Consider the following 24850-nt stretch of genomic DNA (forward strand, 5'->3'; position numbering starts at 1 on the left):
GTGGCAGGCAAACCGGTCAGGCCCGTCAACGCCATCGACCAGACCCGGCGGATGCTGTCCCTGGTGACGTATCTCAAGGAGCGGCCCGGCGCCCGCGTCGAGGACGTCGCCCGCGCGTTCGGGATCACCGAGGACGAGCTGGTCTCCGACCTCGATGTGCTGCCCATGTGCGGCACCAGCTTCCGGGGCGGGGACCTTCTCGACATCGACACCGACGGTGAGCGCATCTGGTGGCACAACCCCGATGACGTCGCCGAGCCGCTGCGGCTCGCCGCCGACGAGGCGACCGCGCTGCTCGTCGCCGCCCGGGCCGTCTCCACCCTGCCGGGGCTGCGCGAGGGCGACCGGCAGGCGCTGCTGCGGGCCACGGCGAAGGTGGAGGCCGCGGCCGGGGAGCAGGCCGGGGCCAGCGCGCGGCTGTCGGTGACCTTCGAGTCCGAGGGCGGGGTCTTCGCGGACGTCGACCGGGCGATCTCCGAGCGGCGCCGGCTGTGGATCCGCTACTACTCGCCCGCCCGCGACGAGCTCACCGAGCGCGAGATCGACCCGATCCGCCTGGTCAGCGTCGGCCACACCTACGTCGAGGCCTGGTGCCGGCGCTCCGAGGCGCGCCGCACCTTCCGTCTCGACCGGGTCGCCGAGATCAAGATCCTGGACGAGCCGTCCGCGCCGCCCGAGATCGAGCTGCGGGATCTCTCGGAGGCGCTGGTGCAGCCGGCCGCCGAGGACCCGGAGGTCGTCGTCGAGGTGGGTCCCGGCGGGCGCTGGGTCGCCGAGTACTACCCGCACGACAGCGCGGATGAGCTTCCGGACGGCGGGCTGCGTATTACCCTCCGCACCCCCGACCCGACGTCCCTGCGGCGCCTGGCCCTCAGGCTCGGCCGCGACGGGCGGATCGTGTCGCCGCCCGAGCTGGCCGACAGCGCCCGGCGGGCGGCCCGGGAGGCGCTGGCGGCGTACGACGGGGTCGAGGTGCAGGGTTCACACCGAACTCATACGGATGGCGACGGACCGTACGGCGGGCAGGGCGACAGGCAGGAGCAAGGGCTTTGAGCGAGTCGGCGATTCCTGGTGTGCAGGAGATGTCGGTGGCGTCCGCGTTCGCGGGCATGCGGAGCGTGACACGGACGGTGTTCCGGGCCGGCTGCCCGGACTGCCGGGGCCGGTTCGAGCTCGCCGCCGGTGCGCTCCGGCTGGCCATCGGGGCCAGCAGCAAGACCACCTTCTACTCCTTCACCTGCCCTGATTGCGGCGCCCTGGTCCGCAAGCCGGCCGGGGAGCGGATCGTGGAGCTGCTGACCGGCGGCGGGGTCAGGACTCTGCGGCTGCACTCCACCCTCTAGGCTCGGCCCCATGTTCTGGCCGATGTTCGCGATCGCTGTGGGTTTCCTGGGTCTCGCCGTGCTCGGTGTGCTCGCCGTCCGTGTCTTCCTGGAGGCGCAGCGTCTCGGGCGCCAGGTCTCCGACTCGGCGCGGCGCATCAGCAGGGCCGCGGAGGACCTGGAACGGGCGGCCGTGAGCACGGCCCGCTCTGTGGACGCGCTGTGAGTCCTGCTGTGCAGCGCATGTGAGTCCTGCGCCGGAAGCGTTTTGGGTCACTTCGCCCTGTCACCCCGGGGGCCGGGCCAGGTACGCTGCTGGTCGCGGACCGGAGAACGAGGCCCGGGCCGCGGACCGGGAGTACGCACGGGGATTGCCTCACGTTCACCCCTGAGCGTTACGATCGCTGACAACACGATCGTTCGGACATCTGTCCGACCGGTCGGACAGCACCCCACCCCAGCCGCCTCGGTGAGAAGGTAAAGACTTATGTTCGGAAGGCTCGGCGCCCCCGAGATCATTCTCATCCTCGTCGTCATCATCCTGCTGTTCGGCGCGAAGAAGCTTCCCGACATGGCGCGCTCGCTCGGCAAGTCCGCCCGCATCCTCAAGAGCGAGGCGAAGGCGATGAAGTCCGAGGGCCAGGACAACGCGTCCGCCCCGGCCGCTCCTCCGCAGGACGACCAGCAGCCCCAGGTCCAGCGCACCATCCAGGCCGCCCCCGGTGACGTGACCAGCTCCCGCCCGGTCACCGAGCCGACGGACACGACCAAGCGCTGACGCAGGGCCGGTGACCTCCGGCCCGCCGCACGAGATGGGAACGTGGGTTGCTGAAGTCTGCCCGCAAAGAGGAGAAGGATCCCGAGGGGCGGATGCCCCTCGCGGAACACCTTCGTGAGCTCCGCAACCGGCTCGCGAAGGCACTGCTGGCCATCGTCGTCGTGACGGTCGTCGCAGCCTTCTTCTACAACGACATCATCAACTTCCTGACGAAGCCGATCCTCGACTCGATCGGCTGCGAGCAGAGCTTCGCGGAACTCGCACGGTCGGCGGCCTCCTCCGACCAGCAGACCGCCGAGAAGTGCGCCCGGATCACCATCAACGGTCTGCTCGCGCCCTTCAATCTGGCTCTCCAGGTCTCGTTGATGGCCGGTATCGTGATCGCCTCGCCGATCTGGCTGTACCAGCTCTGGGCGTTCGTCGCCCCGGGTCTGCACCGGCACGAGAAGAAGTACGCCTACGCCTTCGTCTTCACGGGCGCCCCGCTGTTCATCGGCGGCGCCTACTTCGCGTACTCGGTGCTCCCCACGACCGCCAAGGTGCTGATCGACTTCACACCGAACGGCAGCATCGACAACCAGCTGCCGCTCGACGATCTGCTCCAGCTCGTCACCCGCATGGTGATCGTCTTCGGCCTCTCCTTCGAGCTGCCGCTGCTGCTGATCTTCCTGAACCTCACCGGGATGATCACCGGCAAGCGCATGCTCGGCTGGTGGCGCGGAATGATCATGGGTATCACCGTGTTCGCCGCCGTCGCGACACCGAGCACGGACCCGCTGAGCATGCTCGCCCTCGCCGGCCCCATCTGGGTCCTGTACTTCGGTGCGACGCTGTTCTCCCTGGTCAACGACAGGCGCAGGCGCGTCCGTGAGGCCAACGGCCCCGCCGACGACGAGGCCTCCGACCTGGACCTGACCCCCGAGGACATCGGCGACGTCGAGACGGTCTCCGCGAGCCGGGCGCTGCCCGAGCAGTCGTCGGGAACGGACCGGGTCAACGGTTATGACGACGTGACCTGAAGATCGGGAAGCGGCTCGTAGGGTCAGTGACGTGACCAGCGAGATCACCCTCTTCGTCAACCCCACCGCGGGCCGCGGCCACGCGAGGGAGCCGAAGGGGCGCGCCGGTGTCGAGAGCGCGAGCGCGCGGAGGCCCGAAGGGGTGAGCACGGTCGCGCTCTCGACACCGGCTGAAGCGCCCCGTAGGCGAGCGAGCGAAAAATGGTGGGCCCATGCGGCGCAGCCGGCCGCTTCCGCGTTGCGGGCGGCCGGATTCTCCGTGCGGACCGTCCTCGGGGAGAACGCCGAGGACGCCCTCACGCGCGCGTGTGCCGCCGTCGAGGGCGGCACCGGTGCCCTGGTCGCCGTGGGCGGCGACGGCATGGCCCACCTGGCCCTCCAGGCCGTCGCGGGCACCTCCACCCCGCTCGGCCTGGTCGCCGTCGGCACCGGCAACGACCTCGCCCGCGCCCTGGGCCTGCCGATACGGGACCCGGCGGCCGCGGGACGGCGGATCGCCGAGGCCCTCAAGGGCGGCGACCTGCGGGACATCGACCTCGGGCAGGCGGGCGGCCGCTGGTTCGGCACCGTCCTCGCCTCCGGCTTCGACTCCCGTGTGAACGACCGCGGCAACCGCATGCGATGGCCGACGGGACGCTTCAAGTACGACCTGGCGACGATCGCCGAGCTGGCCGCGTTCAAGCCCTTCCCGTACCGGATCCGGCTCGACGACGGCGAGGTCCAGGAGATCGAGGCGACCCTTGTCGCGGTCGGCAACGGATCGTCGTACGGCGGAGGCATGCGGATCTGTCCCGGGGCCGACCTCACCGACGGGCTGTTCGACATCACCGTGGTCGGGGACTGCGGGCGGGCCACGCTGCTCAAGGTGTTCCCGAGCGTGTACCGGGGCACGCACGTCGACCACGCCAAGGTCAGCGTGCACCGGGCGGCGAAGGTCGAGATCAGCGCTGCCGGGATCACCGGGTACGCCGACGGGGAGCCGCTCGGGCCGCTGCCGCTGACCGCGCGTTGCGTACCCGGGGCGGTGCGGGTCGCGGGGCTGTGAAGTGCACGGACCCGGGGTTTGACAAGACGAGATCCGGATAATGATCGTCCTGTTGTCAGTGGGGCCCGGTACGCTCGAAAGCACGATGACAGAGGACCTCTCACCGGCCGAGCGGTACGCGGCTGCCCGCTTGCGGGCTGCCGAGCAGGCCACCGCGCTCGCGGACTTCCGCGAGATGTACGACTTCGGCCTCGACCCCTTCCAGATCGAGGCCTGCCAGGCACTCGAGTCGGGGAAGGGCGTGCTGGTGGCCGCCCCCACCGGCTCGGGCAAGACGATCGTGGGCGAGTTCGCCGTCCACCTCGCCCTCCAGCAGGGCAAGAAGTGCTTCTACACGACACCCATCAAGGCACTGTCGAACCAGAAGTACGCCGACCTGTCCCGGCGTTACGGCGCCGATAAGGTCGGACTGCTCACCGGCGACAACAGCGTCAACTCCGACGCCCCGGTGGTCGTGATGACCACCGAGGTGCTGCGGAACATGCTGTACGCGGGCTCACAGACCCTGCTCGGCCTGGGATACGTGGTCATGGACGAGGTGCACTACCTCTCCGACCGCTTCCGGGGCGCCGTCTGGGAGGAGGTGATCATCCATCTCCCCGAGTCCGTCACCCTCGTCTCGCTGTCGGCGACCGTCTCCAACGCCGAGGAGTTCGGCGACTGGCTCGACACCGTCCGCGGCGACACCGAGGTGATCGTCTCCGAGCACCGGCCCGTGCCGCTGTTCCAGCATGTGCTCGCCGGGCGGCGGATGTACGACCTCTTCGAGGAGGGCGAGGGCCAGAAGAAGGCCGTCAACCCCGACCTCACACGGCTCGCGCGCATGGAGGCCCAGCGGCCCTCCTACCAGGACCGCAGACGCGGCCGCGCGATGCGCGAGGCCGACCGCGAGCGGGAGCGCAGACAGCGGTCGCGGGTGTGGACGCCCGGGCGGCCCGAGGTCATCGAGCGGCTCGACGCCGAAGGGCTGCTGCCGGCCATCACGTTCATCTTCAGCCGGGCCGCCTGCGAGGCCGCCGTACAGCAGTGCCTGTACGCCGGACTGCGGCTCAACGACGACGAGGCGCGGGGGAAGGTGCGGGCACTCGTCGAGGAGCGCACCGCCGCCATTCCGACCGAGGACCTCCATGTGCTCGGCTACTACGAGTGGTTGGAGGGCCTGGAGCGCGGTATCGCGGCCCATCACGCGGGCATGCTGCCGACGTTCAAGGAGGTCGTCGAGGAACTCTTCGTCCGCGGGCTGGTGAAGGCCGTGTTCGCGACGGAGACCCTCGCGCTGGGCATCAACATGCCCGCGCGGTCCGTGGTGTTGGAGAAGCTCGTCAAGTGGAACGGCGAGCAGCACGCCGACATCACCCCGGGCGAGTACACGCAGCTGACGGGGCGGGCCGGGCGGCGCGGTATCGACGTCGAGGGTCATGCCGTGGTGCTGTGGCAGCGCGGGAGCAGTCCGGAACATCTGGCGGGGCTGGCGGGTACGCGTACGTATCCGCTGCGGTCCAGCTTCAAGCCGTCGTACAACATGGCGGTCAATCTCGTCGAGCAGTTCGGGCGGCACAGGTCGCGTGAGCTCCTTGAGACCTCCTTCGCGCAGTTCCAGGCCGACAAGTCGGTGGTCGGGATCTCGCGGCAGGTGCAGCGCAACGAGGAAGGTCTTGAGGGCTACAAGGAGTCCATGACCTGCCACCTCGGCGACTTCGACGAATACGCGCGGCTGCGGCGGGAGTTGAAGGACCGGGAGACCGAGCTGGCCCGGCAGGGCGTCAACCAGCGGCGGGCCGAGGCGGCGACCGCGCTGGAGAAGCTCAAGCCGGGCGATGTCATCCATGTGCCGACGGGCAAGTACGCCGGGCTGGCGCTGGTGCTGGATCCGGGGCTGCCCGCCGGGCGCTCCAACGGCCACCGGGGCTTCGAGCACCACGACGGGCCGCGGCCGCTGGTGCTGACCGCCGAGCGGCAGGTCAAGCGGCTCGCGTCCATGGACTTCCCTGTACCCGTGGAGCCGTTGGAGCGGATGCGGATTCCCAAGTCCTTCAACCCGCGCTCGCCGCAGTCCCGTCGGGACCTCGCGTCCGCTCTGCGTACCAAGGCGGGGCACATTCCGCCGGAGCGGGCGCGGAAGAAGCGGGCGCAGGCGGCCGACGACCGCGAGATCGCCCGGCTGCGGACCGCGATTCGGGCGCATCCGTGCCATGGATGCGACGAGCGCGAGGACCATGCGCGGTGGGCCGAGCGGTATCACCGGCTGCTCCGGGACACCTCGCAGTTGGAGCGGCGCATCGAGGGGCGCACGAACACGATCGCGCGGACCTTCGACCGGATCGTCGCGCTGCTGACCGAGCTGGACTATCTGCGGGGTGACGAGGTCACCGAGCACGGGAAGCGGCTTGCCCGGCTCTACGGCGAGCTCGATCTGCTGGCCAGTGAGTGTCTGCGGGCCGGGGTCTGGGAGGGGCTCGCTCCCGCCGAACTCGCCGCCTGTGTCTCCGCGTTGGTGTACGAGGCGCGGGTCGGGGACGACGCGATGGCGCCGAAGCTGCCGTCCGGGAAGGCCAAGGCCGCGCTCGGGGAGATGGTGCGGATCTGGGGGCGGCTGGACGCGCTGGAGGAGGACTTCCGGATCACCCAGTCCGAAGGGGTCGGGCAGCGGGAGCCGGATCTCGGGTTCGCCTGGGCCGCGTACATGTGGGCCTCGGGGAAGGGGCTCGACGAGGTGCTGCGTGAGGCGGAGATGCCGGCGGGGGACTTCGTGCGGTGGTGCAAGCAGGTGATCGATGTGCTCGGACAGATTTCCGCGGCGGCTCCTGTTTCTGGTGGGGAGGGGTCGACGGTGGCGAAGAATGCGCGCAAGGCCGTCGATCTGCTGCTGCGGGGAGTTGTCGCCTACTCGTCGGTGGGGTGAGCTGATAGGGCGCGTGCGGGTGGACTGTGGCTGGTCGCGCAGTTCCCCGCGCCCCTGGGTAGGTCGGCCGTGCCCCTCTCCTACGAGGCTCCCGTGCTTCTTCAGCGGGGTTCGGTTGGGTTGGTGCAGTTCCATACGAGGGGAGCTGCACCATGCGATTTCGTGTTCTGGGGCCCGTGCGTCTTCATCCGCGTACGCCCGCCGCTGCCAAACCCCGGGCCGTGCTCGCCACACTGCTGGTGCGGGGCGGCACCGTCGTCTCCAGCGAGGCGCTCATCGACGAGCTTTGGCCCGACGAGCCGCCTCGCACCGCGTCCAGCACGCTGCATGTGTACGTCTGCCATGTGCGTAAGGCCCTCGCGGAGAGCGGGGCCGGGCGGCCCCTTGTCAGCAGGGCCCCCGGGTATCTGCTGCACGTCGAGGCGGGGGAGCTGGATCTGCGGCTGTTCGAGGAGTTGAGCGAGCGGGGGCGGGCGGAGGTGCGGGAGGAGCGGTATGCCGCTGCTTCGCGGACCTTGGGGCAGGCGCTCGATCTGTGGAGCGGGCCCGCGCTGTCCGGGATTCCGCAGGGGGTCGTGCTGCGCTCCGCCGCCACTCGGCTGGAGGAGCAGCGGCTCGGCGTGCTGGAGCAGCGGATCGGGGCCGATCTCAAGCTCGGGCGGCACGACGAACTCACCGGGGAGCTGATGGAGTTGGCCGTGGAGCATCCCCTGCGGGAGCGGCTGCACTGCCAGCTCATCGTGGCGCTGCACCGGTCCGGGCGGGCCTCCGACGCGGTGCGGGCCTATCGGGCGGTGCGGCGATCGTTGCACGAGGAGCTCGGGATCGGGCCCGGGCCGGCGCTCACGCGGCTGCACGAGCGCGTGCTGGGCGGAGCAGGTTCAGGACCAGCCAGCGGCGCAGAGCACCGGCATGGTCCGGCGAGCCGTGCACATCGTCGAACAGCTTGATCCGTACGTCGGGGAGCGCGGCGCGGAGGAGCGCTTGCTCCTGGGGCGGGATGATCTCGTCCCGGGCGCTCGCCACGTACCGCACCGCTGCCCGCACGGAGCGGAGTTGGGGCGGATCCAGCGGGAACTCCTTGAGCAGTGAGCGCAGTTCGGCGATGTCCGTCACGCCGGTCAGGCTGCGCAGCGTCGTCGCGGTGATCGTGGGGACGCGGGGCCACCAGTCGTCGTCGGTGAAGAAGTGGGCGACCGGGGCGCCCACGGTCAGGACGCGGCCGACGCGGTCGTCCTCGGCGGCGGCGCGCAGGGCCATGTGGCCGCTGAAGCTCAGGCAGAGGAGCGTGGTGTCGGCGGTCCGGGCGCGGGAGGACAGCTGGTCCATGATCCAGGGCAGCAGGCGCCAGGAGTCGGCCGTGTAGCGCAGGGGGTTCTCGCCCACGCCCGGCATCTCCGTCACGACCGCCGCATAGCCGAGGCGGGTCAGTTTGGGCAGCAGGGGCGCCCATTGCTCCTTCACGCTGACTATGCCGCCCATCAGGACGAGCAGGGGGCGGCCGCGGTCCAGGCCGGCCGCCCAGCAGGCCAAGGGGCCCTCCGGATGGTCGAGTTCGAGGCGGACGATGCCTCGGCGGCGTGCTCCTCGCCACGTGTCGAAGGCGGCCACGCCCGCCTGCTGGGCGCGGCCGCGTTCCGTGTCCCCGGCCGGGTGCGGAAAGCGGGCCAGGGCATAGCAGCGGCAGGCGTCCAGCAGGCGGCCACGGGCCGCGAGGGTGTCGCCCTGGGCCGACCAGACCCTGGCCCAGGAGGCCTCGTCGCCCTCGTCGTCGTTGTGGATCCGGGCCAGGGTGTGGGCCGCGGCCTTGGCGGTCATGCCCTGGTTGCGGGCGTGCAGCAGGGCGTACGACTTCAACTCGCCGAGGTGGTCCATGGGTTCGCCTCCTGCTCGGTCGACGGCTCGGCCTTGATCTCGCGGAGGTGGCCGGTTCGGGACGCGGCCTGCCAGTCCTCCTCCAGGGCCGACTTGAGGTCGGCCAGTACGTCCGCCGCGGCGGCGCCGTCCAGGACCCGGTGGTCGAAGGCGAGGCCCAGCCGCATCAGCGGGGCCACCTCGATCCGGTCGCCGTCGCGGACGACCGGGCGGGGCGCCGTACGGCCGCAGGTGAGGGTGAGGGCCGTGCCGCCCGTGGAGTGGAAGCCGTCCACGGGGCGGTGGCCCAGGGAGCTCACGGAGACCGTGCCGAGCAGGGAGGGGCGGCGGCGGGCGCTGCGCAGGGCCGCGGCGAAGGCCAGGCGGCCCAGGCGGGCGGGGAGGCGGGCGAGGGTGCGGGCACCGTGGAACTCGGGGAGGGCGGTGACGTCCGGGGCCTCGCGGTAGCGGTCGACGCCGTCCTGGATGTCGTCCAGGGAGGCGGACTCCAGCGCCGGGAAGAGCGCCGACAGCACGATGCGGTCGCCGTCGGGGACCCGGGCGTCCAACGCCAGCTTGGCTGTCACCTGCGGGAACCGGAGGATGCGGTGGCCTCGGCCGAGGACCGCGTTGGCCTCCGGGTGGCGGGCCAGGACCCGGCCCGTCGCGTGCAGGACGTAGGTGACGGTGGAGTAGTGGCGGCCGGCGCGGTCGCGGTGGGCGAGGGCCTCGGTCATGTCGATGTCGGTGTCGAGGAACACCGGGCGCTGGGCGGCGGCGAACTCCAGGAAGTGCAGGGTGTGGCGGCGGTCCCGGACGGGGTGGGTGGTGTGGGCCGGGGGTTTCCTGGGGGTCACGGGGTCACCACCTCGTCGTAGATCTCCTGGAGGCTGCGGGCCTCCAGGAGGCGGGAGACCGCGATGCGCCGGCCGGTGGCGCGTTCGAGGAGGACGACCAGTTTGAGAAGCAGCAGGGAGTCCCAGTCGGGGAGTTCGTCGAAGTCGGCGGCGAACTGGGCGTCGGTGAGGGGGAGTCCGAGTTCGGTTCGGACCAGGTGCTGGAAGTCGGTGGAGGGCAGGGTCGGGGAGGTCATGTCGGCCTCTCGGTGTCGAGGGTGGGATACGGGTCGGCTCAGGGCTTCTGCAGGGCGAATCCGGACTTGATCCACTTGCTGGACTCGACCGCCACGGCCAGCGCCCGCTGGCCGCCGGACATCTGGGGCAGCAGCTGCTCGATCTGGAGGAAGGGCAGGGCGTTGCCGTTGTTGCCGGTGCGGTCGACGCAGGAGATCGGCCGGGCGGCGGGCACGGCCAGCTGTTCGGTGATGAGGCGGGTCATACGGCCGGAGAGCTGGGGCGGGAGGAGGAAGTCGAGGTCGTCCGGGGACCAGTCGAGGTCGTCGAGGAGCTCCCAGAGGATCTCCACCGCCATGACGGGGACGTTCTCCTCGATCGCCTTGTAGTCCTCGGTGAGGGCCTGGCGGTTCTCGTGGCGGTCGGCGAGACCGAACCAGTCGATGATCTGACCGGGTTCACGGCCGAGGCCGGTGCAGCGGTTGAGGGTGCGCAGGAGGGCGGGGCCTTGCGGGTCCGCGGTGAGTACGGCGGCGCCGGCGCCGTCTCCGAACAGCACGGCGTTGACGAGGTCGCCGGGTGCGGCCGCCGACATGTCCCGGTCCACGTCCAGGTGCTTGGTGCAGACGTCACCGCCGATGGCGAGGCCGCAGCGGTACGCGCCGCCGGTGATCAGGAGCCGGGCCAGGTCGAGGGCCTGTACGGCGCCGGCGCAGCCCGACTGGAGCTGATAGGTGGGGAGTTGGTCCAGGCCCAGCAGGTCGGCGACTCGGCTCGCGGTGGTCGGCATCAAGTGGTCGGGGGTGGCCGTGCCCAGCACCAGGAACTCGATGTCGGCCGGCTCGGCCGCACAGCGCTCCATGGCCTGGGCCGCGGCTCGTGCGCACAGGTCGGCCAGGGAGTGCCGGATCTCACCGGTCAGCAGGTCACGGGCGAAGTGGCGGGTCTGGGTGCCGATGTAGACCTCGATCCACTCGGCGCTGATGCCGAGGGCGGCGGCGAGCGCGGTGTTGTCGACCGGGTCGCCGGGGAGGGCGGAGCCGGCGGCGGCGATGTGGGGGACGGGGGGCGTCATGGGGTGGGCTCCTGTATGTGGTGCTCCGTCACGTACGTGATGAGGTCGCCCAGCGTGGAGAGGCGGGACAGCAACTCCTGGACAGGGAGTTCGCCGAGGGCGGGGAGGCTTTGCTCGATGCGGGACTTGAGTTCCATCACGGCGACCGAGTCGAGGCCGAGGTCCTCGTAGAGGCGGGCGCCGGGGGAGAGGTCGGCGGGGTGGTAGCCGCCGACGTGGGCCACGGCTTCGAGGACGGCGGTGTCGGTGGCGGTGTCAGCGGCGGGCTGGCTCTGGTCCGGCGTCCTGGGACGTTGTGCAGGCGGAGCCGTGGGGAGACCCCGGTGCCAGAAGCGGTGGTCGGTGGCGAAGGCGTACGGGGTCAGTCGGGTCAGGACACGGTCCTGTGGTGGGTGGACCGCTTCCCAGTCGGGGTCGAGGCCCGCCCCGTAGAGGGTGGCGAGGGCCTCGGCGAGGTCTCGGGCGCCCGCTTGCTCGCCGGGGAGGGGGTGCACCGGGCGTGTGCGGTGGGCCATCAACTGGTGGGCCAGCGTGGTGAGTACGGGCTTCGGGCCCAGTTCGACCAGATGGGTCGGGCCCTCGTCGAGGAGTTGTGCGGCCGCGTCCGCGAACAGGACGGGGGCACTGATGTGTTCCGTCCAGTACGTGGCGTCCATGGGCTCGGACTCCAGGAGTTTGCCGCGGAGGGTCGAGTAGACGGGGAGGGCGGGGACGCCGCCGCCGATCTCCTCGGCCAGCCGGTGGAAGGGTTCGAGGACGGGCCGCATGAGGGGTGAGTGGAAGGCGTGCGAGACCTCCAGACGGCGTACCCGGATCCCGCGGTGCTCCAGTGTGTCGGCGATGCGGCCGAGCGCCGCGAGGTCTCCCGACAGCACGGTGGAGGTCGGCCCGTTGAGCGCCGCGTAACCGACCAGGGGCTCGTGGTCTACGTACTCCCGCAGTGGCTCGGCCGGGGAGCGTACGGCGATCATGCCGCCGCCCTCGGGGAGCTCCTGCATCAACGCACCGCGGGCGGCGACGAGTTGTGCGGATGCCTCCAAAGGGAGTGCTCCGGCTAGTACGGCGGCGGCAAACTCACCCACGCTGTGGCCGAGCAACAGACCGGGGCGTACGCCCAGCTCGGTGAGGCTCGCGCCGAGGGCGTGTCCGACGGCGAACAGGGCGGGTTGGGCCCAGCCGGTGCGGTGGACGGCCGGGTCGGCGCCGAGCAGCAGGTCGCGGACGGAACCGCCGGTGTGCGGGAGCAGCGCGGTGTCGACGGCGTCGAAGTGGTGCCGGAACAGGGGGGATTCGCGGTACAGGCGGGCTGCCATGCCCGGGTACTGGGCGCCCTGGCCGGTGAACAGCCAGGCGGTGAAGGGGGGTTCGGCGGGTGGGGGTGGCAGTGCCGGTGCCTCGGCGGCGGTGCGCAGGCGTGCGGCCAGGTCGGTGGGGTCGGTGGCGGGGACCGCGTAGCGGTGAGTGTGGCCGGACTTGATGTGGTGGGAGCTCCAGCAGAGGGGGCCGAGGGGGGTGCGGCGGCGGGTGATGGAGTCGGCCTGGGCGAAGAGGTTGCGGCGCAGGGCGGCTTCGGAGGGGGCGGTGAGGGTGAAGAGGGGGGTGCCCAGGCCGGAGGGGTGGAGAGGAGCCACGCCGGCGGGGATGCCGGGGGGCTTGCTTTCGTGAGCGGAACTGCCCGAGGCCTCGCTCGGACGGCTCGCCTTCCCCGCGCGCGCATGCGGGCCTCGCGGCGCCGACTCCAGCACCGCATGCGCGTTCGTGCCGCCCAGCCCGAAGCTGCTCAGCCCCGCCAGCACCGGCCCCGCCCCGAGCCGCAGCGGTGCCTTCAGCAGCCGCAGCCCCTGGTCGGACAGGTTCAGGGCCGGGTTCTCGCGGGCCGAGAAGCGGCTGGCCGGGGCCGTCCGGTGGTGGAGGGCGAGGGCGACCTTGATGAGGCCCGCGATGCCGGCGGCGCCCTCCGTGTGGCCGAGGTTGCCCTTGACCGAGCCGAGGGCCATGGGGCGGGGGCGGCCGGAGTGGAGGGCGCCCAGGGCCTTCGTCTCGATCATGTCGCCCAGGATCGTGCCGGTGCCGTGGCCCTCCGTGAAGGCCACGTCCGACGGTTCGACCCCGGCGCGACGGTACGCCGATGACACCACCGCCTCCTGGCACCAGCGGTTCGGCGCGGTGATGCCGTTGCTGCGGCCGTCCTGGTTGACGGCGGTGCCGCGGAGGACCGCGTACACGGGCTGCCCGTCGGCCAGTGCGTCCGCGTAGCGGCGCAGCACCACCGCCCCGACGCCCTCGCCGCGCCCGATGCCGTCCGCGTCCGCGCTGAACGGCTTGCAGCGGCCGTCGGGCGCCGCAAGCCCCGCCTGGGTGTAGAAGATGCCGAGCGCGGGGGTGAGGGCCAGGTTGACGCCGCCCGCTATCGCCCAGTCGCACTCGCCCGCCAGCAGCGAGTTCGCCGCCAGGTGCACCGCCACCAGCGAGGACGAGCACGCCGTGTCCACCGCCAGGGACGGGCCCTTGAGGTCGAGGTGGTACGAGACCCGGTTGGCGATCATGCAGTAGCCGTTGCCGGAGCCGATCTGGGCCGTGATGCCGGACAGGTCCGTGAGCGTGAACTGCGCCCACTCGCTGCCCATCACGCCCACGAACACCCCGGTCGGGGTCCCCGCCAGCCGGTGCGGGGCGATGCCCGCGTCCTCGACCGCCCGCCACGCGCAGTGCAGCATCAGCCGCTGCTGGGGGTCCATGGAACCGGCCTCGCGCGGCGAGAGGGAGAAGAACTCGTGGTCGAAGACGTCCGGGTCGGCGAGGAAGCCCGCCTCGCACGGGAAGTCCGAGGCCGCCCACCGGTCGGCCGGCACCGGACGGGCCGTGCCACCGGAGCGCATCAGCAACTCCCAGTACCCGCCCGGCCCTTCGGCCCCCGGGAACCGGCAGTCGATGCCGGTGATCGCGATGGCGTCCGCCGTCACGGTGTCGCCTCCAGCCGGCTCAGCAGGTGACCGGCCAGCGCCCGGACCGTCGGATAGTCCCAGGCCGCCGTCGGGTCGATCTGCACCCCGAACGCGTCCTCGACATCGCCGCACAGACTGAGCGCGGCCACGGAGTCCAGGCCGTACTGGGCGAGCGGCACCGCCGGGTCTATCTCGGACGGCGGGGTGCGCAGATACTCGGCGACGCGCTGCGCCAGCCAGTCGGTCAGGGTCCGCTCGGTGTGGGTGCTCGGCACGGTCATCGGATGCTCCATCGGTGTCAGCCGTCCAGGGAGAGGTCGTACAGGTCGAAGGACCGGTGCTCGTCGTAGCGGCGCAGGAGTTCCGCGCGCACCCGGGCCGCGGTGCCGGAAGGCGGTGGCGCGGGGCGCAGCCCGAGGCGGGCCGCCGTCCGGTGCAGGGCGGCCGCGAGCCATGCCGGGTCCGCGAGGAACCCGTCGGTCGCCGCCCGCCACACTCCGGTGGCCGCCGCGGCGGCGAGCAGCTGCGCGTAGCGGTCGGCGAGCCGGAAGGACGCCGGACCGGCCAGCGGTGTGCGTTCGGCGGGCGGCAGCGCGAGGGCCTCGGCTCGTACGACGGTCAGTTCCTCGGCCAACTGCCTCAGCAGTGCCGCCGTATACGCGTCCGAGACCTCCGGCACGGCTCCCAGTACGCCGCCCAGGGCATCGCCGTCGGTCGCCAGGGTGAGTTCCTCGTACGGGATGCCCGGGGTGAGCGTGCCGCCCGGTGTGAAGAGGGGGTTCGGGGCCGGTGGTCCGGGATTCCTTGCCAGGCGCGGGAGTTGGGGGATCAGGGTGGCGAGGCAGGCGGTGGATCCGGCGTGGCCGAGGCTGAGGACGGGCAGGTCGCGCAGATGCTTGCCGAAGACCGCGTGCTCGCCCTCGCGGACGTAGAAGCGGGCGCCGAGGATCACCGAGAGGTCGCCCGCGGTGCGGCCCAGCAGCCTCGGGACCAGGTACTTCACCGCCGCGCCCGTCACGCTCGACTGGCCCGGCAGCAGGTGCACCGCCCTAGCGGCGGCCAGCGCCAGGCTGTCGCAGAGGAGGAGGTCGGTGAAGGCGCCGGTCAGGGTCGTCGTGGCGTGCGGGAGGTCCAGGACGCGGCCCCGGTACAGGCGGCGGCCGAGGGCGAAGCGCAGGACCGTGCGCAGACAGGTGTCGACCGTGCCGACCGCCATGCCCGGCAGGGCGCTGCGGGTGATCTGGAAGGAGCGGAGGGCTAGTTCGGCGCCGTGCCCCTCCTCGCCGACCAGCGCGCCGGCCGGTATCGCGCAGTCGCGGAAGTCGAGGCCGGTCAGGTGGCAGCCGCGTACGCCCGCGGTGCGGTAGCGGGGGAGGAAGGCCAGCCCTTCCCCGCAGTCCTCGGGGCCGGTGAGCAGCACGGAGTGGCTGCGCGCCCCCGGTGCCGGGTCGGTGCGGGCGAACAGCACCCAGGCGGCCGCGCGGTCGGCGTTGTTGATGACCTGCTTGGTGCCGTCGAGGACATAGCCGCCCGGGATCCGGCGGGCCGTGAACTCGTTGCGCAGGAAGTCGTTGCCGTACGCCAACTCGTGGTACGCCACCGACACTTTGGCCCCGTCGAGCAGCAACCCGGCGAGGTGCTTGCGCTGTTGGGGCGAGCCTCCCGCCCACACGTTCACGGCGGCCATGAAGGACGTGACGCCGTACCCCAGGCCCAGCCCGACATCGCGCCGGAACACCTCGCGGGCGACCCGCACCAGGGAGTCCAACTGGTCGAGTCGGCCGCCGAGTTCCGAGGGGACGAACTCGGCGCCGAACCCGAAGCGGTCGAGGAGATCCTCGCCCGCCGCGCTCAACTCGCCTCGCTCGTCGGCCGCCAGCAGCGCCGAGCGGCCCACCGGGTTCGTCGGGTCGTCCGGATCGCCGAACAGGCCGATCAGTTCCTGGACGCGGTTCATGCGGTCTCCCTCGCCAGCCCGAGCCGTAGCAGCGCGAACAGCCGGCCTGCCCGCCCTGCCTCGTACGCCTCGTCCAGCAGCCGCTCGTACGCCTCCGGGTCGGCCGGTCCCTGCTGCTCGCCGAGCCGCACCAGCAGCCGGTCGAGCGCCGCCCGCAGCCAGACGCCGTCGCGCCACACCCCGTCGGTCGCCACCAGCCGGTTGTGCAGCCACAGGCCCAGACAGGCGGCGCCCGCGAAGCACAGGCAGTAGCGCCGCGCCGCCTCGAACGCCTCGTACGGGACCCCGGCGGCCAGGTCCCAGGGCGCCGCCATCTCCTTGTGGACCTTCTCGGTGACCGTCAGCAGACGCCGGGCGGCAGCGGCGAGGGCGGGGTGGGACTTCTCCGCCCGGGCCACCCAGGCGGGCAGCGCGCCGAGCACCGAACTCCCGTACCGGGCCAGCAGGGAGAGGCCCCTCGCGTCGAACTCCGGCAACGGGACGGAGAGGTCGCAGGCCGCGACCGGTTCGTCCGCCGGGCGGCGCCCCCAGTGCCGTACCAGCGAACGGAACTGGTTCACCAGGGAGTTGAGGTTGACCAGGGTGTTGCCGTCGAAGAGGGAGACGATGCGGTGATCGCGTTCCACTTTCTCGAACAGGCCGTAGTGGTCCGCCCCGGCGAGGAAGGCGCGCGCCCCGAGGAGGGCGGCCAGTTCGCGCAGCAGTTCCTCCGTGCCGGTCGGCACCAGGTACTTGGTGACGGCGGAGACCACGCTCAGCTCGCCGGTCGCGGTGTGGACCAGTCGGGCGGCGACCAGGGAGAGGGCCTCGTGGGTGAGGACGTCGGCCGCCGCGGAGGCCAGGACGTGCCGCGCCTGGGGGAGTTCGGCGAGCGGCCGGCCGTACAGGCGGCGTTCGGCCGCGAAGCCGAGGGCGAGGCGAAGGCCGTGGTCGGCGGCGCCGAGGGAGAGGGAGGCGCACATGGTGCGGGTCAGTTGCAGGGCCTTGAGGACGGTTTCGATGCCGCCGCCCTCGGTGCCGACGACCGTGGTCCGGGGCAGGCGGGCGCGGTGCAGGGCGATGCCGGAGATGTCGGCGCCGCGGATGCCGTGGGTGGGGATCTTCGGGAGATGGCGGTAACTGCCGGGCGGCAGCTCGCGTTTGTCGGCGAGCAGGACGCTGAAGCCGCGCGGTCCGCCGTCCGGGCCGGTGCGCGCCAGGAGGGTCAGGACACTGCCCCGGGTGGCGTTGTTGATCAGCCACTTCTCGCCGCTCACCCGCCACGCCCCGGGCCCGTCCGGTACCGCCTCCACCTCCCCGGCGAGCAGGTCGCTGCCGTGCGCCCGCTCGGTCAGACCGAGGGCGACCGGTACCCCGGCCCGGATGTCCGCGCCGAGCCGGGTCGCCTGTTCGGCGCTGCCCGCGATCCATACGCAGACCGCGCCGAGGTAGGTCTTGCCGTGCGCGACGGCCACGGTCAGGTCCCGCCGGGCCACCGTCCGCAGCAGCTGGAGCGCGTGCTCGTAGTCCCGCAGCCGGCCGCCGACCGGGGCGGGCACGTAGTAGTCGGGCAGCCCCCAGTCGTCCAGCAGCCGGCAGATCTCCGCCGGGAACTCCTCGCGCGCGTCGAGGGAGGCCGAGGCCGCGTCGGAGAAGGGGGAGCGCGGGTCGGCGGGGTCGCCGAGGTAGAGCTCCAGCTCCTCGGCGAGACGGTACGGGGAGTGCTCCATCGTCATGCCGGGCTCACCCGCGCAAGCGCCCGGTCGGCCGCGTCGCTGACCAGCTCGCGGACCGCCGGTTCGAGCACCTCGTACAGCGGGACGAGGGCGCCTTCGAGGAACAGCCTCCGCATCAGGGTGCGTTGGACCTTGCCGCTGGTGGTGCGGCGGACCGTGCCCGGGCGGACGAGCACCACATTGCCCGCCGCGACCGAGAACTGACGGCCTATCTGTAGCTGGACCGCCGTGGCGACCGCGCGGAGATCGCCGTCCGGGACGGCCGCGGCCCTCACCTCCTGTACGACGACCAGGTGTTCGCCCGCCGCGCTCTGCACGGCGAACGCGGCGCCCGTGCCCGAGGCGAGCGAGCGGTCCGCGGACTGCACGGTGCGTTCCACGTCGTGCGGGTACACATTGCGCCCGGCGAGGATGATGACCTCCTTGAGCCGGCCGGTGACGAAGAGTTCACCGCCGTCGAGGACGCCGAGGTCGCCGGTGCGGAGCCAGCCGTCGGGGGAGCGGCTCTGGGCCGTGGCCCGCGGGTTGCGGAAGTAGCCGGGGGTGACGCTCGGGCCGCGGACCCAGATCTCGCCGATGGTTCCCGGGGGCCGGTCGGCTCCCGTGGCCGGGTCGGTGATGCGGATCTCGCAGTCGCGGACCGTGCCGCTGCCGGCGAGGGTCCGCACCGAGGAGCCCTCGACGGGCGGGGCGAGCTCGCCCAGTTCCAGGGCGCCGGCGTCCGCCTGCCGGGTCACCGGCGGGGACTCCGGACGGCAGCCCGTCACCAGCAGGGTCGTCTCCGCCATGCCGTAGCAGGGGAAGAAGGTCTCGGGGCGGAAGCCGGCCGGGGCGAAGCGGTCGGCGAAGGCCTGGAGGGTGTCGGCGCGCACGGGCTCGGCCCCGTTGGGGGCCACCCGCCAGCCGGACAGGTCCAGGGTGGCCAACTGCTCGTCGGTGACCCGGCGTACGCACAGGTCGAAGGCGAAGTTGGGGCCGCCGCTGCCGCTCAGCCGGTAGTCGTCGATCATCTTCAGCCAGCGGTACGGGCGTTTGAGGAACGCGGTCGGCGGCATCAGGACCGCGGTGCCGCCCGTGTAGAGGGGCTGGAGGATATGGCCGATGAGCCCGAGGTCGTGGTAGTGCGGCAGCCAGCCGCCGCCGACGGTGTCCGGGCCGGTCCCGGTCCACGCCTGGATCGCCGCCTCGTTGGCGAGCAGATTGGCGTGGGTGACCATCACGCCCTTGGGGTCGCTGGTCGAGCCCGAGGTGTACTGCAGGAACGCGAGATCGCCGGGGCCGGTGGCCGGGGGCCGCCAGTCCGCCGGGTCGGCGAAGCCGTCCTCGCCGTCGGTGCCCAGGCAGTGGACGTGCGGCATGTTCTCCGAGGCCAGCCACGCCTCCAGGGCGGGGGCCAGCTCGGGGGACGTCAGCACCGCGACCGCCTCGGCGTCGCGCAGGATGCCGGTGACCCGGGCCAGACCGCGGCCCTGATCGGTGGGGAGCGGGGCGGGCACGGCGACGGCACCGGCGTACAGACAGCCCAGGAAGGCCGCCGTGAAACCGGTGCCCGAGGGGTGCAGGAGCAGCACCTGGCGGCCCACCGCGCCCCGGGCGCGCAGCCAGACGGCGATACGGCGGGCCCGGGTGTCGAGGGCGGCGTACGTGACGTGCTCGGCGGTGTCGTCCTGGAGGTGGATCAGGGCGTCCTTGGCCGCGTGGGCGGCGGCATTCTCCAGGATGACCTCGGTGAAGGTCCTGCTGCTCACTGGTACGTCCCCTTCAGCGTGATGTGCGACGGGACCTCGGGGAGGTCGAGGAGGGGGTGGCGGAAGGTGACCTCCGCGACCGCCTCGGCTTCGGGTGTGACCGGCAGGAAGCCGAGCGAGGGGTAGAGGTCTCGCACCCGGCCGTTCTTCGGCGTCGGGCGGTAGCCGCCATGGACGGCGGGGGTGCCGGACGCCTTGGCGCGCTCCAACAGGGCCGCGAACACCGCCTGTTCGATGCCGCGGCCGAAGACCCGGCAGCTGAGCAGGGCGTTGTCGATATGCCAGCCTTCGGGCGCGAGGCGCAGGAACAGGGCGCCGACCAGGCCGTTGTCGCCGAACTTGTCGCGGGCGGTGATGGTCAGGACGTGTCCGGCGTACTCGCTCACCTCGGGGCCCGACATCCGGCGGGTCGTGAGGTTGAACTGATTGGTCCGCTGGGTGAGTTGGGCGACCCGGGCCACTTCCCCCGGCCGCAGGGGCGCGAGTTCGACGACCACTTCGAGCTGCGCCAGATACTCCTCGTACGACTGCGCGCTCTCCCGCAGCCGATGACGGTCCCCTTCGCTGCGGTACTGGGCGGCCCGCCGCAGATCGGTGTCGGTCAGCTCGGGTGTGTCGAACCAGCCGTCCGCCAGCAGGCGTTCGGTGTGCAGCGCGGGCTCGTCGTCCAGCGCGACGAGGGCCACGCCGGGAAGGGCGGCGGCCACCTGGCCGCGCTCGAAAGGGGAGTCGTCGGCGAGGACGAGGCTGTCGACGCCGAGGTTGAGCTGCTCGGCGAGCTGCCGGAGTCCGTCGCTCTTCGGGCCCCAACTCGCGTATATCTGGACGAAGTCGGGCTCCCGCAAGGTCATGTCGGGGTGCTCGCGCAGCACGGCCAGCAGCGGTGCCCGGTCGTTCTTCGAGCACACGGCGAGCAGCACGCCCTGGGCGGCGAGCTGCCCGACCACCCGCTGGAACCCGGCGAACGCCTCCCCCCGGACGGTCCCGGCGGCGGCGATCCCCTCGGGGCCGACGTCACCGAGCACCCCGTCCCACAGGGTCTGGTCGGCGTCCAGGACGAGGACCTTGCGGGTGCGGCCGCGCAGGGTGCGGGTCAGATGGCCGATCTCGCGGGCGTACCGGGCGAGCAGTTCGGAGCCGAGGCGGGCCTTGGCGTAGGCCGACAGCCGGGCGTCACGGACCGGGCCGCCCTCGGCGACGAGCGGGTCCAGATCGATGACGTGGGTGCGGGGGTGGCGTCGGACGAGCCGGAGGAGGCCCGCGTTGAAGTCCCGCCAGATCGCCGCGAGTTCGGTACGGGCGCGCAGGTCGACGAGCTGATGGGCGTCCGAGCGGAGCAGTGGAAGGGTGTTGAGGACGAGCATCCCCCGGGCGTGGTCGCCGTGCCGGGCCGCGTGGGCGTCGAGCCGGGCGAGCAGGTCGGCCGTCGCCTCGGCGACATCGGAGACCGTCCAGGGGCGGGGCAGGGTGTCGAAGACCGTCGAGGAGTCCAGGACGCACAGGGAGAGGGCGGTGTCGGGGGCGTAGACGGGACCGTCCGTGGTGAGCAGGTCGAGCTCCCACGCGCCGAAGTCCCCTTGGCGCGCTTCGAGTCGCAGTCCGTGGCGGGCGAACTCGGCGGTGAGGGAGGCGGTGAGGCCGTCCAGCGTGCCGCTGCCGCTGACGGTGACCCGCACTGGCTCCGGCTCCCCGGCCGGCTCCCCGGCGGGCTCTTCGTCCAGGCGGGCGAGGATCCGTCCGGCCGACTGAAGGGCGCCGAACGGGTCAGGGCCGGCGGCGAGTTCCGCGAGAAGGGCGGGCACCTCGGGGTCGTACCGGCGCAGGGAGCGCAGGCGGTCGAGGAGGGCGTTCGTCATGGCCGGGAGCCTGCGGAGTGCGCCTTAAGCACGTCTTGTGCAAGGCGTGCTTAAGGCGCGGCGGCCAGCATCGCGGCATGACGATTCAGACGTCCGTGTGCGTGGTCGGCGGCGGTCCCGCCGGGCTCACCCTCGCCCTCGAACTGGCCCGGCGGTCCGTGCCCGTCGTCGTCCTTGAGGCGAGCGGTCACTTCAATCGCAGCTTCCGGGGCGAGTCCGTCTCCCCGGACTCGGTCTGGCTCCTCGACCGGCTGGGCCTCCTCGACCGGCTGGACGGCGGGTACGTCCAGATGCACCGGATGGAGATCTCCGACTCCGGACACACCGTGTTCCGGGCGGAGTTCTCGGACTTCCGGTATCCCCACCCCTTCCCGGTCGAGCTGCCCCAGCCCACGCTGCTCGCGGCACTCGCGGAGGCCGGCGCCGGGCTCTCCGACTTCCGGCTCCTCCAAGGGGCCACGGCGACCGGGCTGTTGTACGACGGGGAGGGCGCGGTCGCCGGGGTGCGGGCCCGAACCTCCGAGGGGGAGACCGAGGTCCGCGCGATGCTGACCGTCGCCGCCGACGGCCGGTTCAGCAAGGTGCGGGAGATGGCGGGGATCGAGTACCGCAAGGTGCCCCTGGAGCGGGACGTCATCTGGCTCAAGCTGCCCTTTCCGTACGGGGAGTGGGACGACCGCACGTATCGGGTCCGGATCCGGGGCGATCAGCACGGGCTGTTCATCCCGACCCGGCCCGACAGCGTGCGGGTCGGGTTCAACATCCCCAAGGGCGGGCTGCGGGAGATGCGGCAGCGGGGGCTCGGGGCGCTGTACGAGCGGCTCGATCTGCTGGCGCCGGAGCTCTCGGGGGCCGTGCGGGACGAGGTGCGGAGCTGGTCCGACACATCGATGCTCGACATCTTCACGACGGTGGTGCCTCGGTGGGCGGTGCCCGGGCTGACGCTGATCGGCGACGCGGCGCACACCCTCACGCCGATTCTGGGGCAGGGCGTCAACCACGCGATCATCGACGCGGTGACGCTCGCCCCGCTGGTGGAGAAGGCGATGGGGGAGGGCGGGTCCACGGGGGCGCTGCTCTCGGCGTCTGAGGTGTTCCAGCGGGAACGGGAGGCGTCCGTGGCCCGGTCCCGTGCGCTTCAGCTTCGGCAGGAACGGCTCTTCACGTTGGACGGGGCGGTGGGGGCGGCTTGGCGGCGGTCGCTCTACCGGGTGGTGAGCAGTAGTCCGTGGCTGGTGCGGAAGGTGCTGGCCGGGGCGTACTTCCAGTTGCAGGAGCCCGGTGAGCGGGTCGCGAAGATGCAGGTGGGGATGTAGTGGTCGATCTGCGGGCCGGCGGGGTCGCACATGGCACAGCCCCGCGCTCCTCCCGGGGCGCGATCCTTGCCGTTGCTCTCATGCTCAACCAGTTCGTCGTAGCCCTCGCCGGCAGCAGCGTCGCGACCGCCGGACGGGGGTTCCGGACGGCCATGGGGGTTTCTGCCACCGCCCTGCCCTGGGCCGTCCTCGTCTACGTCCTCGCGCTCGGCGTTCTCCTGCTGCCGTTCCGGTGGTTGTGCGGGCGCGTCGGGCCCTTCCTCGTGCTGCTCGCCGGGCTGTGGATGTTCGTCCAGTCGTCCGTCGCGATCGGTGCCCACCTCGTCACCACGCCCGACGCCTTCCTCGCCCTGCGGGCCGTCCAGGGTGCCGGTGCCGCCGCACTCACCGCCGTGGCGCTGACGCTGATGCCGGTGCGAGTGCAGCCCGCCTGGGGTGCCGTGATCCTGGGAGGGCTCGGCGTGGGTCTCCTGTTCGGTTCGGCCCTGCCGGACGCCTCATGGCGCTGGGTGTTCTGGGCGAACGCACCGCTCGCCGTCCTCAGCGGTACGACCACGCTCGGACTGCTGCGCGGGGCCCGTCGGCGTCCGGCATGACACGGTCGTACCGCCGCACCAGCGCGGCCACCTCGTCCAGCACCGCCCCCTCGTGCGACCGCAGGAAGAAGTGCCCGCCCGGCACCGTCCGCACCTCGAACCCCCGCCCCGCGAACCGGCGCCAGGCGATCGCCTCCGCCACCCGCACCAACGCGTCGTCCTCCCCGGCGAACAGATGCAGCGGCACCCGCACCGCGTCCGGCCGTACGGAGTCCACGTCCGCGCACACCCTCAGGTCGTCCCGGACCACGGGCAGCAGCGCGCGGAGCCACTCCGGGTGGTCCAGGAGCAGCGGGGGCAGACCGCCCAACCGGGCCAGGGCGGCGGCCAGTTCGGGGTCCGGGGCGTCGGCCTCGGCGATGTGCGGGGCCGGGAGGTGCGGGGCGCGGTGGGCGCCGAGGAGCAGGGCGCGGGGGAGGGGCGCGCCGCGGGACTGGCGGCGCAGGGCGAGGGCGTAGGCCACCAGGGCGCCCATGCTGTGGCCGTACATCAGGTGGGGGTGCGACAGGACGTCGTCCAGCTCGGTGTCCAACGCCCGCACCAGCGCGTCGAGTTCGGTGAACCGGGGCTCCCGTGCGCGGCTCTCCCGGCCCGGCAGCCGTACCGGCACCACCTCCACCGCACAGCCCCGCTCCGTGAGGCCGCGCTGCCAGCGGGCGTAGACCGAGCCGCCGGCCCCGGCGTACGGGAAGCAGAGGAGCCGGCAGGGGGCGTTCACCGGAGCGTGCCGCGGTCGGCGAGGACGACCGGCGCGGAGGTCATCGTCGGCTCCAGCGCCGGGTCGCCCTCCAGCACCGCCTGATGGAGCCGCCTCAGCTGCGGTGACGGCTCCAGGCCCAGGTCCGCCACGAAGGCCGCCCGCAACCGCCCGTACACCTCCAGCGCCTGCCAGGTCCGGCCGCTGCGGCACAGGGCCACCATGAGCTGGCCGTGCAGACGTTCGTGCAGCGGGAAGCGGGCGGTCAGGCCGGTCAACTCGCCCAGCAGGACGTCGTGCCGGCCCAGTCGGAGGTCCGCGGCGATGCGGTCCTCCAGGGCGGTGAGGCGGAGTTCCTCCAGGCGCAGGACCTCCGCCTCCAGCACCCGGCCCGGCGTCACATCGGCCAACGCCGGGCCCCGCCACAGCCGTAGCGCCTCATCGAGGCGAGCCGAGGCCGTGGCGGCGTCGCCCGTCTCCAGCGCGGCTCGTCCCCTCCTGGCGAGCCGTTCGAAGCGGGCGGCGTCCGTGTCGTCCCGAGGTGCCTCCAGGACGTAGCCGCTGTGGCGGCGCAGCAGGACGTCCCTCGGGCTGCGGGCCGGTTCGGGACCGAGCGCGGCCGCTATCAGACGGCGGAGCTGCTTGACGTAGGTGTGCAGGGTGGCGGCGGCGCTGCGCGGTGGCCGGTCCCCCCACAGCTCGTCGGTCAGGGCGCGGACGCTCACCTCCCGGCCGGAGTTGAGTGCCAACAGTGCCAGTGCCTGTCGTGGTTTCGCTGCGCTCGGCACGACGGAGGTCTGCTCCTGACGTGCCACGAGCGGTCCGAGTACGGCGATCTCCATTTCTCGCGTCCCCCTGGACTCGATTGCCGCTTATGCACTGCTTACGTCCCGCTGTACAGACGATGGCAGTCTGACGGGAACCTGGAGAAGTGTTCGGGACACGAGCTGTC

The 24850-nt window shown here is 72.3% G+C and carries 22 protein-coding genes; 10 read left to right on the forward strand and 12 right to left on the reverse strand.

The features are described from left to right. The 8 genes from ABZ928_RS24720 (at position 1) to ABZ928_RS24755 (ending at position 8016) form a co-directional block, all read left to right on the forward strand. Positions 1 to 1053, forward strand: a complete 1053-nt coding sequence (locus ABZ928_RS24720; protein ID WP_361522833.1) for a WYL domain-containing protein — start codon at positions 1 to 3, stop codon at positions 1051 to 1053. Beyond that, complete coding sequence (locus ABZ928_RS24725) at positions 1050 to 1343, forward strand: hypothetical protein (protein WP_361522836.1); 294 nt, start codon at positions 1050 to 1052, stop codon at positions 1341 to 1343. The genes ABZ928_RS24720 and ABZ928_RS24725 overlap by 4 nt, the downstream gene beginning before the upstream one ends. A gap of 10 nt (positions 1344 to 1353) precedes the next feature. After that, positions 1354 to 1548: a hypothetical protein gene (locus ABZ928_RS24730; RefSeq protein ID WP_361522839.1), complete on the forward strand. Its 195-nt coding sequence runs from the start codon at positions 1354 to 1356 to the stop codon at positions 1546 to 1548. A gap of 261 nt (positions 1549 to 1809) precedes the next feature. After that, complete coding sequence (tatA, locus tag ABZ928_RS24735; protein WP_361522841.1) at positions 1810 to 2100, forward strand: Sec-independent protein translocase subunit TatA; 291 nt, start codon at positions 1810 to 1812, stop codon at positions 2098 to 2100. A gap of 47 nt (positions 2101 to 2147) precedes the next feature. Then, on the forward strand, positions 2148 to 3119 hold the full coding sequence (gene tatC, locus ABZ928_RS24740) for a twin-arginine translocase subunit TatC (RefSeq protein ID WP_361522844.1): 972 nt from the start codon (positions 2148 to 2150) through the stop codon (positions 3117 to 3119). A gap of 31 nt (positions 3120 to 3150) precedes the next feature. Then, positions 3151 to 4164, forward strand: a complete 1014-nt coding sequence (locus tag ABZ928_RS24745; protein ID WP_361522847.1) for a diacylglycerol kinase — start codon at positions 3151 to 3153, stop codon at positions 4162 to 4164. A 40-nt stretch (positions 4165 to 4204) separates the two neighbouring features. Next, positions 4205 to 7066 carry a DEAD/DEAH box helicase gene (locus tag ABZ928_RS24750; protein WP_361522849.1) on the forward strand — a complete coding sequence of 954 codons (2862 nt, stop codon included), beginning with the start codon at positions 4205 to 4207 and terminating at the stop codon, positions 7064 to 7066. 152 nt (positions 7067 to 7218) lie between these two features. Further along, a complete protein-coding gene (locus ABZ928_RS24755; RefSeq protein WP_361522853.1) occupies positions 7219 to 8016 on the forward strand; it encodes an AfsR/SARP family transcriptional regulator in 798 nt (265 codons plus the stop codon). Here ABZ928_RS24755 and ABZ928_RS24760 read toward each other — a convergent pair. Genes ABZ928_RS24760 through ABZ928_RS24805 form a run of 10 tightly spaced genes read right to left on the reverse strand, consistent with a single transcriptional unit; the run spans position 7910 to position 21289 of the window. After that, positions 7910 to 8941, reverse strand: a complete 1032-nt coding sequence (locus ABZ928_RS24760; RefSeq protein ID WP_361522856.1) for an alpha/beta hydrolase — start codon at positions 8939 to 8941, stop codon at positions 7910 to 7912. The genes ABZ928_RS24755 and ABZ928_RS24760 overlap by 107 nt on opposite strands. Next, complete coding sequence (locus tag ABZ928_RS24765; RefSeq protein WP_361522859.1) at positions 8920 to 9777, reverse strand: 2-oxo acid dehydrogenase subunit E2; 858 nt, start codon at positions 9775 to 9777, stop codon at positions 8920 to 8922. Before ABZ928_RS24765 ends, ABZ928_RS24760 begins: the two co-directional genes overlap by 22 nt. Further along, entirely contained in the window at positions 9774 to 10013 is a 240-nt protein-coding gene (locus ABZ928_RS24770) for a phosphopantetheine-binding protein (RefSeq protein WP_361522862.1), read from the reverse strand. Before ABZ928_RS24770 ends, ABZ928_RS24765 begins: the two co-directional genes overlap by 4 nt. Before the next feature lie 38 nt (positions 10014 to 10051). Then, positions 10052 to 11068 carry a 3-oxoacyl-ACP synthase III family protein gene (locus ABZ928_RS24775; RefSeq protein WP_361522865.1) on the reverse strand — a complete coding sequence of 339 codons (1017 nt, stop codon included), beginning with the start codon at positions 11066 to 11068 and terminating at the stop codon, positions 10052 to 10054. Continuing rightward, positions 11065 to 14031 carry a beta-ketoacyl synthase N-terminal-like domain-containing protein gene (locus ABZ928_RS24780; protein WP_361522867.1) on the reverse strand — a complete coding sequence of 989 codons (2967 nt, stop codon included), beginning with the start codon at positions 14029 to 14031 and terminating at the stop codon, positions 11065 to 11067. Before ABZ928_RS24780 ends, ABZ928_RS24775 begins: the two co-directional genes overlap by 4 nt. Further along, complete coding sequence (locus ABZ928_RS24785) at positions 14028 to 14294, reverse strand: acyl carrier protein (RefSeq protein ID WP_289918748.1); 267 nt, start codon at positions 14292 to 14294, stop codon at positions 14028 to 14030. The genes ABZ928_RS24780 and ABZ928_RS24785 overlap by 4 nt, the downstream gene beginning before the upstream one ends. A 17-nt stretch (positions 14295 to 14311) precedes the next feature. Then, positions 14312 to 15970 (reverse strand): acyl-CoA dehydrogenase, encoded by a 1659-nt coding sequence (locus tag ABZ928_RS24790; RefSeq protein ID WP_361522870.1) that lies wholly within the window; start codon positions 15968 to 15970, stop codon positions 14312 to 14314. Next, on the reverse strand, positions 15967 to 17685 hold the full coding sequence (locus tag ABZ928_RS24795) for an acyl-CoA dehydrogenase (RefSeq protein WP_361522873.1): 1719 nt from the start codon (positions 17683 to 17685) through the stop codon (positions 15967 to 15969). Before ABZ928_RS24795 ends, ABZ928_RS24790 begins: the two co-directional genes overlap by 4 nt. Beyond that, a complete protein-coding gene (locus ABZ928_RS24800) occupies positions 17682 to 19433 on the reverse strand; it encodes a fatty acyl-AMP ligase (protein WP_361522876.1) in 1752 nt (583 codons plus the stop codon). The genes ABZ928_RS24795 and ABZ928_RS24800 overlap by 4 nt, the downstream gene beginning before the upstream one ends. Next, positions 19430 to 21289 carry an HAD-IIIC family phosphatase gene (locus ABZ928_RS24805; RefSeq protein ID WP_361522879.1) on the reverse strand — a complete coding sequence of 620 codons (1860 nt, stop codon included), beginning with the start codon at positions 21287 to 21289 and terminating at the stop codon, positions 19430 to 19432. The genes ABZ928_RS24800 and ABZ928_RS24805 overlap by 4 nt, the downstream gene beginning before the upstream one ends. 77 nt (positions 21290 to 21366) lie before the next feature. Between ABZ928_RS24805 and ABZ928_RS24810 the strand changes: the two genes are divergently transcribed. Together ABZ928_RS24810 and ABZ928_RS24815 are read left to right on the forward strand one after the other, a co-directional pair. Continuing rightward, on the forward strand, positions 21367 to 22605 hold the full coding sequence (locus ABZ928_RS24810) for an FAD-dependent monooxygenase (RefSeq protein WP_361522882.1): 1239 nt from the start codon (positions 21367 to 21369) through the stop codon (positions 22603 to 22605). An 80-nt stretch (positions 22606 to 22685) separates the two neighbouring features. Continuing rightward, entirely contained in the window at positions 22686 to 23201 is a 516-nt protein-coding gene (locus ABZ928_RS24815; protein ID WP_361522884.1) for an MFS transporter, read from the forward strand. Here ABZ928_RS24815 and ABZ928_RS24820 read toward each other — a convergent pair. Together ABZ928_RS24820 and ABZ928_RS24825 are read right to left on the reverse strand one after the other, a co-directional pair. Then, complete coding sequence (locus ABZ928_RS24820) at positions 23146 to 23919, reverse strand: alpha/beta fold hydrolase (RefSeq protein ID WP_361522887.1); 774 nt, start codon at positions 23917 to 23919, stop codon at positions 23146 to 23148. The two genes, ABZ928_RS24815 and ABZ928_RS24820, sit on opposite strands and share 56 nt — an antisense overlap. Then, positions 23916 to 24740 carry an AfsR/SARP family transcriptional regulator gene (locus tag ABZ928_RS24825; RefSeq protein WP_361522889.1) on the reverse strand — a complete coding sequence of 275 codons (825 nt, stop codon included), beginning with the start codon at positions 24738 to 24740 and terminating at the stop codon, positions 23916 to 23918. The genes ABZ928_RS24820 and ABZ928_RS24825 overlap by 4 nt, the downstream gene beginning before the upstream one ends. Between the last annotated feature and the right edge of the window lie 110 nt (positions 24741 to 24850).

The organism is Streptomyces sp. NPDC046909, assembly GCF_040644695.1.
Classification (GTDB): domain Bacteria; phylum Actinomycetota; class Actinomycetes; order Streptomycetales; family Streptomycetaceae; genus Streptomyces.